This is a genomic window from Micromonospora sp. AMSO31t (assembly GCF_008868175.1).
GTDB lineage: Bacteria > Actinomycetota > Actinomycetes > Mycobacteriales > Micromonosporaceae > Micromonospora.
The window spans coordinates 1-8,076 of sequence record NZ_WBKT01000222.1 but is presented as its reverse complement, the minus strand read 5'-3'; the positions used below and the strand labels follow the sequence as shown (position 1 = coordinate 8,076).

The window sequence follows — 8,076 nt, the reverse complement described above, 5'->3', positions numbered from 1 at the left end:
CGAGTCCCGGACGGTCCGGGCCTCGTAGTACGCGACGTTGCGGGCCTTCTCGTCGGCGGTGAACTCGCCGGGGCAGCGCAGCATGGCCAGCACCAGGTCGGCCTGCTTGACCACCTGCCGGCGGTACTGCTTCCACACCCACACGTACGCCATCGCGGCCCGGCAGCCCGGCGACCAGTACTGCTTCACCGAGATGGCACGCAGCCCACCCGCGTACCCGTAGGCGGACGCGCCGATCTGGTAGGCGTCGGCGTAGCACCGGCCGGGCGGCGCGTCGTCCTGGCCGGCCCGGCGGGGCCCCGCCGTGCCCGCCAGAGTCGTGGTCACCCGCCGGCCGGCCACGGTCAGCTCCAGCACCGCCCGGACCGGCCCGGCCACCCGGGGCACGACGACCAGCCCCACGTCGCAGCCGGCCCCCGGTGCCAGCCGGCGCGACCCGCACGAGTCCTCGACGATCCGCAGCTCACCCCCGGACGGGCCGCCCAGCGTCACCCCGCCCAGGGTCACCGGGTGGTCGGCGCGGTTACGCACCCGCACCAGCCGCTCCGCCGACTCGGCGTGCAGGGTCAGCTCGCCCAGCTCCACCCGCTCGGGCAGGGTCACCGGGGCGGGCGCGGGCGGCGCCTGCGCGTACCCGGTGGCCAGCACCGCCGCCACCGCCACGACCAGGCCGACGGTCCGGCGCAGCGCATGCCGGCGTACCCGGGAGGGTCGCGCCACCGTGGCGGAGAGGGCGAGGGCCGCGCGGCGGCGGGCGGACAGCGACGGCGCCGGGCCGGCCGGCGCGACCGGCCGCGCCCCGGCGTCGGCGGCCACGTCCCCCGGAACGAACGGGGTCACCGGCAGCCCGGCCGCGGCCTGGGCGGCCCGCAGCTCCCCGGCGAACTCCGCCACCGACGCCGGCCGCCGCGCCGGATCCTTGGCCAGCGCGCGCTCCAGCGCCGCGCACACCCCATCGGGTACGCCCAGCGGGCGCAAATCCGGCACCGGGTCGGCGGCGATCCGGCGCAGCAGGGCGCCCGTGGACTCCCCGGCGGGTGCGAAGGCCGGCGTGCCCCGGATCCAGTGCAGCACGGTCGAGGCCAGCGCGTAGACGTCGGCGGCCACCGAGGCCGGCTCGCCGCGCAGCACCTCCGGGGCGGCATGCAGCACGCTCGCCGTGACCGTGCCCCGCGTGCCGGGGCGCTCGGCGCCGGCCCGGGCCTGGCCGAAGTCGGCCAGCTTCGGCTCCCCGTACCCGGAGATCAGGATGTTCTCCGGCTTCACATCGCGGTGCAGGACACCGGCCCGGTGCGCGGTCTCCAGCGCGCCGGCCACCGCGATCCCGCCGGCCACGGCCGCCCGCCAGTCACCCGCCGTCCCGAGGCGCAGCCGGTCGCCCAGCGAGCCGCCCTCCTCGTACGCCATCAGCAGGTACGGGTTGCCGGCGGCGGTCCGGCCGGCCTGGTGGAGGGTGACGATGTGCGGATGGTCGGACAGCCGGCCCAGGGCGCGCAGTTCCCGCTCGAAGCGGACCCGCGACGGCCCGGCCCAGTCGGCGGCGAGCACCTTCACCGCCACCCAGCGGGAGTAGTCGGCCTGCCAGGCCCGGAAGACGACGCCGAACCCGCCCCGCCCGACCTCGACGGCATCAACGCACCCGGCGATCCCCAGGTCGACGCCGGCGCCCGGCTCGGGGCGGTGCGTCACCGGCTGCTCGCTGTGGACCATCGCCGCTGAATGTTACCGATGGGTCCGGACGGCACCCGCCGCTCGGGTCCGCCCTCCCCGGTGGACGCCGACGGCCCGTGCCCCGACCAGGGCACGGACCGTCGCCGCGTTGCCACCGGGGCCGGCCGCGCGACCGGCCGGCCCCGCCCCCCTTCGGCGGATCAGAAGTCGTTGGAGAACTTGTACGCCGCGCACTCGCACCGTGCTCGGTGAAGTAGGCCGGGTGGTGCGCGGTGAGATGACGGGCGGGTCAGCAGACCGTGCTGGTCGACCCGCCCGTCGAGTTCAGGTAGCCGGTGACGTGGGTGCAGTGCGCGGCGGTGTTCGCCGGCTTGCCCCACAGCTCCGCCCGGGTCGTGTTGTTCAGCTCGCCCACCCCGTAGTCCGTGCCGCTGTCCGACTCGTCGACGACGTGGACGTACAGGTCCCAGGTCGAGTGGCTGGCCCGGTACTGCTCCCAGACGTAGATGTAGGCGTAGTTGTAGCCACAGCCGTAGTACTGCTTCACCGACGCGGCCTGCACGCCACCGACCGTGAGCACGCGGGTCGTGCCGATCTGGCGGACGCTGGAGCAGCTCGACGGCGTGCTGGCCAGCGCCGGGGACGCGTCGACCACGGCGACGGCGCCGGCGGCGAGGGCCACGGCCGCGGTGGCGAGGGTGCGGCGGAGCAACGACATGGAAACCCTGCTTTCTCTCGAGATCCCGTCGTCAGAGAGAAAACCAGGGACGGTGCGCGGCCGACAGGTGACGAAGCGGGGAGGGTTTGCTCCCCTCCGCCCGCCCGCGTCATCGATGCGGACGGCGAACCGGCGACAGCGGGCGGTGTTCGCGGGGCAGCGCGGAGTGGCCGGAGCTGCCACCATTGACGTCGCTCGCTGAGGCCGGCACGTGGGGCCGCGAGCGCCCGCGATGGAACGCCCGTCGCGGCCGCACAGGAAATCGGGGGAGATTTCGTTGCTTACCAGGGTGTCCACTGTGCTCGTCGCCGTCCTCGGCGCGACGGCCGCGCTGTCGGTGGCGGCAGGGCCCGCCCAGGCCGCGTCCGCCCGCTCGACCGCCACGGTCGCCGACCGGCTCGTCCTCGAACCGACCGATCGCGGCTACCGCGGCTCCCTCACGGTCGACCTGACCTACCGGGGCACGGAGCCGGGCCGCGCCACCTACGTGATCACGGAGCCGATCCCCGGTTCCTACGAGAACGTCGAATGGGGCATCAGCTGCTACAGCAGTGGCGACGTGCTGCCCGACTACCGGACCCGGGTCGAGTGCGACGTGCCGGGCGGCGAGCTCGCCCCCGGCGAGCGGCGGTCCTTCACCCTCGACTTCCGGGTGCTCACCAGCCTCCAGCCGCACGCCATGAAGGCCGGCAACGGCAGGTTGGCGGTCAAGGTCGGCGGCGAGGTCGTTGCCGATGAGGCGTTCTCCACCCGCTTCCGGTCCACCACGGGCACGCTCGCCGACCCCCAGCCCTACGTCCAGGACACCCAGCCCGACGTGTCGGTGAGCATCACCGGCGGCCTGACCCTGGCCCGGCGGCCGGACGGATTCTTCGAGGGCCGGCTGCCGGTGACCGTCCGGTACAACGGCGACGCCCCGCACGACCAGGTGTGGTTCGAGCCGGTGAGTCTGCCGGACGGCATCTGGGAGCCGTGGACCGAGGAGTGCGGCCTCAACTGTGTGCCGGGCGGTGCCTTCATGGAAGGCGAGGAGCGGACCTTCACGCTGATCTTCAGCACGGCGAGTGAGCTGGCGGCCGGTGACCTGGGCGAGGGAAGCATCGCGTTCCGCGCCCTGTCCCGCTACCCGAACGACCTCAACCCCGCGGACAACGTCATCACCTTCCCGGTGACCGTGACCGGGGCGGCCTGAGGTCCGACCCGCGCGGCCGCCCACGCCCAGGCGCGCCCACCTGGGCGTGGGCGGCCCACTGGCCGGGTGCCGGCTCGGCCTCGGGGCGTTCGGATTGCCTGCGCGCGTCCGCCCGCATCAGGGCTCGCGCTGCCCTCTCCCTGCCTCGCCGGATGATTGCTGCCGCACATCTGCCGGAGAGCCGACCGCTAGGTTGCGTTCGAAGATGTAGTAGACGGGAACGACGCCGATGATGGCCAGTGCCACCGGCGGGCTGAAGAAGGCGACGGCAACCGCCGTCAGATACAGGATCGACGCGACCCCGAATCGCGCCCGCGCCTTCCAACGGTCCCGCTCCGGCACCGACTGGTGGAGCCGCCCGGGACGCAAGGTCCATTCGAACATCCCAGCGAAGCTGAACCCCATGCCCAGGAAGGCAGCCGCATACAGAATCACCGCCACCCGGGCGTCCTCCCCGCCCGACGCGAGGTACTCGGCCACCGTCGCCGTGTCCACCGGAATGAGGACGACGAAGAACATCAGGACGAGGTTGAGGAGGGCCAGGGTCCGGTCGACGACGGCGAGGTTCCCGATGAGGGCGTGATGGTTGACCCAGATGAGCCCGATCGTGGCGAAGCTGATCACGTAGGCGACAAGTGACGGCCAGCGCTCCCCGATCTGATGCATGAGGGGGCCATGCCCCGGGCCGGCCACCGCCAGGTTCAGCGCGAGCAGCGTGATCGCGACCGCGAAGACCCATCGCTGAATACCTCCAGCCGGGTTCGGCTCACTCCACGGTTCTACCGCACCACCCACGCCTGCCGTGGCGATTCAACCCGGGCCAGCTACCGCCGGGGCCGGCCGCCACGCCGCCCAGGTCAGCGGGTTGGGACCGGCGCTGCGACACCGCCGGGTCCGGCGGATCACGGTCCGGAACGCCCGGCGTAGCTTTGCCTTGCTCCTGGCCGAACGGCACTGACTGCGGAGGAGTGGGCCGCCAGGGACTCGAACCTCGAACCTATGGATTGCCGGCGAGCCGGCCGGATCGGGTGCGGGCAAAGAAGGCTGAGGCAGGGCGTCTGAGGCATGAAGTACAGGCGAAGCGTCTGGCCGACCAAACGGCGGCGAAGGCAGCGCGAGAGGCAGGCCGCCGACTCTGACCTCGAACTCAGGGCGGCCTTGTCGAACGGCCGCGGCGGCGAGCTGGCGGCGGTCGCGGGGTTGCGGTTAGGGCCTCCGGCGGGGGCGCTCCGGCTCCAGGATGGTGGGTGCGGTAGGCCATCCCGCCTGCCATCGACCTGGGCAATCCGAGCAGACCGCCGCACGTGCGGGCATCGGCCGGCCTCTTGGTGTTCGACCTGTTCGCGGATGTAGTCGTCGACCTATTCGAAGAGGATGCGACGGTATTTGCCGAGCGCTTTCCCAACGATAGTTGTCTATTGTGGTGAGCGGTCTCCTGCGCTACTCTCGCAGACATGATCAAGACAACGGGGAAGATAGCCCTCGGGCTAGCCACGGTCGTCGCCGCGGTGGGGCTCTCGCCAGCGCCGGCTTCCGCCGTGCCGAGCGGCTGCCACGCCGGTACGGACGGTGGGAATTGGGCGTATGCGACGTGTACTGCTGGATGGGGTCAGTACTGGGTATGGATCAAGTGCGGGAACGACAACGGCCGAGTGACGACCCTGAAGGGGGCCATCATTGATCGAGCCAGCGACGGTAGCACTTGGTCAGTGAAGTACTGCAATAGCACCTACCCGTACCGGATGGATTACGGATACACCGTACAGTAGTGAACCGCATGCGGCGAGCTGTCGTTGCCGCTGCATGAGCCGGCCCGAAAGGTGCCGCCGTGGCGACTACGGCGGCACCTTTCGATTAGCCTCGGTCTTTCCTGAGCTACATCTTGCACCTCCGCGTTCTATACAGCGCGGGAGCCCACAGGGCAAGATCCAAGACATGAGCGGAATGATCAAATGCCATGCTGAGCGGTCGTCGGCGTATGCCCTGACACGAGCTGGCACGACGACAGCTGGCGACGGCGGCGCACGAACGAGCGCCTGAGGGGGACGTTGGTAGACGAAGGCTCAGACCCTGCAAGCGAGGCACCATCCGGTCCGAAGGATGATGGCCCTACTCCAAGTCTGCCCTGTCCCGGCCCGCGGAAGCTTTTGCAGGCCGATTAGGACGTCTAGGCCAAGGTGTTCTTTCAGCACGTGTTGAGGTTGCGGCCTTCAACAAATTCGATTCGTCCGTTCGCGGCAGCGAAGTCGCGGCTCGCCTTGCCTACCCACGAAGTAGTGCCGAGAACGCCTTTGGCGGCCCACTTGTGATCCATCACGCCGGCGCGAGCGTGGACGGCTTCAAGGCCGACGATTTTGCTGTAACAGAGCCGGGCCATGGCGTCGGATTCCTACCACGTCATGAACACCGGTGACGCGTTCGTGTATCGATAAGCGACCACGGTTGGCACGACGTCTCGTAGTGGTAACTCGTACTCGATAAGCAACTCTCTGGCGGCAGGGTCATAGTGAGTGGCGGCCTTGCCTGTCAGGCCCTCTGGGTATCGAGACTGAGCGAGGACGTGTTGTAGACGCTCAACAAACGCGGGTGGTCCGCCGGTGTGCAGCGGCCGGAGCGCGCCCAGGCGGCGGCGCGTGCGGCCCGTCAAGGGCCGCCTTGATAGACGTACAGAAAGTTCTCCCACACCGGCCGGCAGCCTGCTGCCAGGTCTCGGGACCCTGCCTGACACATCGGTATCAGGACTGGCGATGCAGATCCTCCGGCACGCCCAGTTCGCCATCACCATGGAGATCTACACGGTGGTCTCCTCGGCAGCGACCCGCGACGCCCTCAAGCGGCTAGGTAGCGCGCTGGACCGGTAAGGCACTACTGCTGTACTTCGCTGCTGTACCGGCCCGAATTACGGCAACAGCGGCCCCGCGAAGGGCCGCTGACCTGCGGAGGAGTGGGCCGCCAGGGACTCGAACCCTGAACCTATGGATTAAAAGTCCACAGCTCTGCCATTGAGCTAGCGGCCCGTCCGACCAGGCTACCGGAACCCGCCCGCGCGGGCCTTCCGGCTTCCGGCACCTGTCGATCTTTAGACTCCCACCGTCGGCGGACGGGCATGTCGACGCCGCGCTGGGGAACCGGGATACGCATGAGGGCGAGCAGCACGGCCGCGGTGGCGGCGTCCAGCGAGGTGGCCGGGGACGACGGGGTTCGCCGCCCCGGTGGCGAGGTCCACGCCTGGCTGCCGGGCCAGAACCAGACGGTCTGCGGGCTCCAGCTCAGCCGGACGCGGCTGCGCCGCTTCCCCCATGTGCCGTTCGACTACTCGAACACCGACGTGCTCACCGAGGCCGACCCCGAGGGTTACGTGTGTCCCCGCTGCCTGGCCGCCACGCAGGGGCGGCGCGAGGGCGAGCGGAGCTGGGCGCGGACGAACCCCCGTCCGTGAGCGGTTGCTGTCCGCTTCAGCGGGTACGGCACCGGTATGCGCATCGTGATCGTGGGGGCCACCGGCAACGTGGGCACGGCCCTGTTGCGCCGGCTGCGGCGGGAGTCCGGGGCGGAGCTGGTCGGGGTGGCCCGCCGGCTGCCCGGGCCGGACGCCGGTGAGCCGTACGACGGGGTGGAGTGGCACTCCTGTGACGTCGGGGCGCCGGACGCGGTGGAGAAGCTGGCCGGGGCGTTCGCCGGGGCGCGGGCCGTGGTGCACCTGGCCTGGCAGATCCAGCCCAGCCACGATCAGCGCACCCTGCACCGGACCAACGTCGGCGGCAGCCGCGCCGTGTTCGAGGCGACCGTTCGGGCCGGTGTTCCCGCCCTCGTCTACGCCTCGTCGGTCGGCACCTACGCGCCCGGCCCGAAGGACCATCCGGTGAGCGAGAACTGGCCGGCGACCGGGGTGGAGACGTCGTCGTACAGCCGGGACAAGGCCGAGGTGGAGGCGTTCCTGGACGGTGTGCGGCGGGAGCGCCCGGAGCTGCGGGTGGTCCGGCTGCGGCCGGGATTGACCTTCCAGCGGGACGCCGGCACGGAGATCCGCCGCTACTTCATCGGGCCGCTGGCGCCGGTCGGGCTGCTCCGGTACGGCCGGATCCCGCTGGTGCCGACGCACCGGCGGCTGCGCATGCAGGCGGTGCACGCCGACGATGTGGCCGACGCGTACGCCCGGGCGGTGCTCGGTGATGCGCACGGCGCCTTCAACGTGGCCGCGGACCCGGTGCTGACCCCGGAGCTGCTGGCCCGGCACTTCCACGGCTGGACGGTGCCGGTGGCCATCCCGGTGCTGCGCGCGGCGGCGGCGCTGACCTGGCGGGCGCGGCTGCAGCCGGTCGACACCGGCTGGGTGGACCTGGCGTTGAACGCCCCGCTCATGTCCAGCGAGCGCGCCGAGCGCGAACTGGGCTGGACCCCGAGGGTCGACAGCGTCACGGCGTTGAGGGAGTTGTTCGAGGGCATGTCCGACCGGACCGGCACCACCTCCCCGCCGATGTCCGCGGACCCGACC

The 8,076-nt window shown here is 71.3% G+C and carries 7 protein-coding genes and 1 tRNA gene; 3 read left to right on the top strand and 5 right to left on the bottom strand.

Going from position 1 to position 8,076, the window contains the following annotated elements; all coding sequences use genetic code 11:
- Both F8274_RS28895 and F8274_RS28890 read right to left on the bottom strand, forming a co-directional pair.
- Positions 1 to 1,710: serine/threonine-protein kinase (locus F8274_RS28895; RefSeq protein ID WP_151465519.1), on the bottom strand; the 1,710-nt coding region annotated here is incomplete at its 3' end.
- 250 nt (positions 1,711 to 1,960) lie between these two features.
- Entirely contained in the window at positions 1,961 to 2,389 is a 429-nt protein-coding gene (locus tag F8274_RS28890) for a hypothetical protein (RefSeq protein ID WP_151465518.1), read from the bottom strand.
- 289 nt (positions 2,390 to 2,678) lie between these two features.
- Here F8274_RS28890 and F8274_RS28885 point away from each other — a divergent pair, with 289 nt between their 5' ends.
- On the top strand, positions 2,679 to 3,581 hold the full coding sequence (locus F8274_RS28885; RefSeq protein ID WP_151465517.1) for a hypothetical protein: 903 nt from the start codon (positions 2,679 to 2,681) through the stop codon (positions 3,579 to 3,581).
- A gap of 117 nt (positions 3,582 to 3,698) precedes the next feature.
- Here F8274_RS28885 and F8274_RS28880 read toward each other — a convergent pair whose 3' ends face one another.
- The 3 genes from F8274_RS28880 to F8274_RS28865 form a co-directional block, all read right to left on the bottom strand.
- On the bottom strand, positions 3,699 to 4,376 hold the full coding sequence (locus F8274_RS28880; RefSeq protein WP_192580037.1) for a TMEM175 family protein: 678 nt from the start codon (positions 4,374 to 4,376) through the stop codon (positions 3,699 to 3,701).
- A gap of 1,390 nt (positions 4,377 to 5,766) precedes the next feature.
- On the bottom strand, positions 5,767 to 5,958 hold the full coding sequence (locus F8274_RS32150) for a restriction endonuclease (protein ID WP_225854024.1): 192 nt from the start codon (positions 5,956 to 5,958) through the stop codon (positions 5,767 to 5,769).
- A 568-nt stretch (positions 5,959 to 6,526) separates the two neighbouring features.
- Positions 6,527 to 6,598 (bottom strand) — tRNA-Lys (locus tag F8274_RS28865).
- A 122-nt stretch (positions 6,599 to 6,720) separates the two neighbouring features.
- Here F8274_RS28865 and F8274_RS28860 point away from each other — a divergent pair.
- Complete coding sequence (locus F8274_RS28860) at positions 6,721 to 7,020, top strand: hypothetical protein (protein WP_151465514.1); 300 nt, start codon at positions 6,721 to 6,723, stop codon at positions 7,018 to 7,020.
- A 36-nt stretch (positions 7,021 to 7,056) separates the two neighbouring features.
- On the top strand, positions 7,057 to 8,076 hold a 1,020-nt coding region (locus F8274_RS28855; protein WP_151465513.1), incomplete at its 3' end, for an NAD-dependent epimerase/dehydratase family protein.

Bases quoted from the DNA above. Each gene is read 5' to 3' on its own strand.
- F8274_RS28890 (WP_151465518.1), bottom strand. From the start codon at position 2,389: ATGTCGTTGCTCCGCCGCACCCTCGCCACCGCGGCCGTGGCCCTCGCC.
- F8274_RS28860 (WP_151465514.1), top strand. From the start codon at position 6,721: ATGAGGGCGAGCAGCACGGCCGCGGTGGCGGCGTCCAGCGAGGTGGCC.
- F8274_RS32150 (WP_225854024.1), bottom strand. From the start codon at position 5,958: ATGGCCCGGCTCTGTTACAGCAAAATCGTCGGCCTTGAAGCCGTCCAC.